General features: G+C 61.5%; 2 protein-coding genes. One reads left to right on the forward strand and one right to left on the reverse strand.

Features of this window, described 5'->3' with window-relative positions; genetic code table 11:
* Positions 1 to 706: RHE_PE00001 family protein (locus A3AY_RS0108730; protein WP_018325299.1), on the forward strand; the 706-nt coding region annotated here is incomplete at its 5' end.
* A 153-nt stretch (positions 707 to 859) separates the two neighbouring features.
* Here A3AY_RS0108730 and A3AY_RS37010 read toward each other — a convergent pair.
* The coding region (locus A3AY_RS37010; protein ID WP_018325300.1) for an HNH endonuclease at positions 860 to 1,362 on the reverse strand (503 nt) is incomplete at its 5' end.

Here is a 1,362-nt window from a genome sequence, read left to right on the forward strand (position 1 = left end):
GGGGGAGGATATTACTGATGTTGCCAGCCCGCTCGACGCCGAGTTTGCCGCCATTGATGCGGTGATCGCTCGCTCCGAGGCGGCGCTCACAGAGGCGAGGGCGCCAAGCCGCGCCGGCGGCCGCGAAAAGGATCCGTTCGTCTACGATCTCGATTGGGACGAGGACGAACGGCTCAGCGAATGGCGGGCCGTCCTGCGCGAGCTCGACAGTTTTCCACCTGTGCTGCAGGCGATTGTCGCCCTCGATGCCTGGAATGGTTTGGAGGTGCTGCAGCATGCGCCGTGGCTCGGCCGGCCGCTGGCAGCGTCATTACTGCGTCAAGCCGGCTTGACGACCGGAGCGCATCTGGCCGCGGTCAATCTCGGGCTCAAGTCCATACCTGTCGAGCGGCGCAGGCATCGCGATCGCGAAACGCGGTTACTGGCGCTTCTCGCCGGCATCATCGCGGCCGCCGAGTTCGGCCTCAAGGAGCATGACCGTCTGACCCTTGCTCGGCAGGCAATGGAGCGGCGCCTGATCGGCCGGCGTCAGTCGTCCAAACTGCCCGAACTGATCGACCTGGTGCTGTCGCGGCCGCTGGTGTCGGCCGGCATGATCGTCAAGGCGGTCGGTGTGACGCCGCAGGCGGCGGTCAGGATCGTCGGCGAGCTGGGCTTGAGGGAGATGACGGGGAGGGGGAGGTTTCGGGCGTGGGGAATAGTGTAGGGGGCTAAAGGCATTGGCATCCGTACGGGTACACCTACAATCCTCCCTAAGCAGCTGACAATTCGAGATTACCTTATCAGCGCGCTAATCCTTGGGACTCAACCCCATCCGAAATGGCGCTTTCCAAGCAGAACCTTGCTATGGAAACCCCGCTCAGGGCGCGTACGCTCGGGGGTAAAAGGGAGAAACTGGCTGCAGACTGGCGGCCTTCGTGAGGTTGCAGGGTTCGCACAGCAGCTGAAGGTTCGTGACGTCGTTTGCACCGAACCGGGCCAATGGCACTATGTGGTCGTAGCGCTCGGTCTCAAGGCGGTTGATCACCATTGCCAAGCTTCGCTTGCACTCCCGGCACTCCCCCTTGTCGCGATGGAAGATCGCACGACGCACCCACGCTGGAATGGGCACGCGCTTCAGTGTTCCGGCTTGCGTCAAGAACTCCTGACCGAAACCGGCACCATCGATGTACCTCGCGCACAGCTCGTTGAAGCTTTGGAGGAACCCTATGTCATGAAAGAAGACGTGAAATACCTCGTCGACCAAGTCGTCCGTAGCGGATTGGTAGGCCTCGGATTCGGAAACGAAGGTATAGAAATCGTCTTCGCTCGCGAGGTTCTCGGCGGTGAATGAGACCTTGTAAGTCTGCAGGAAAGCGATCA

It is taken from the genome of Rhizobium giardinii bv. giardinii H152 (assembly GCF_000379605.1).
Lineage (GTDB): Bacteria > Pseudomonadota > Alphaproteobacteria > Rhizobiales > Rhizobiaceae > Pararhizobium > Pararhizobium giardinii.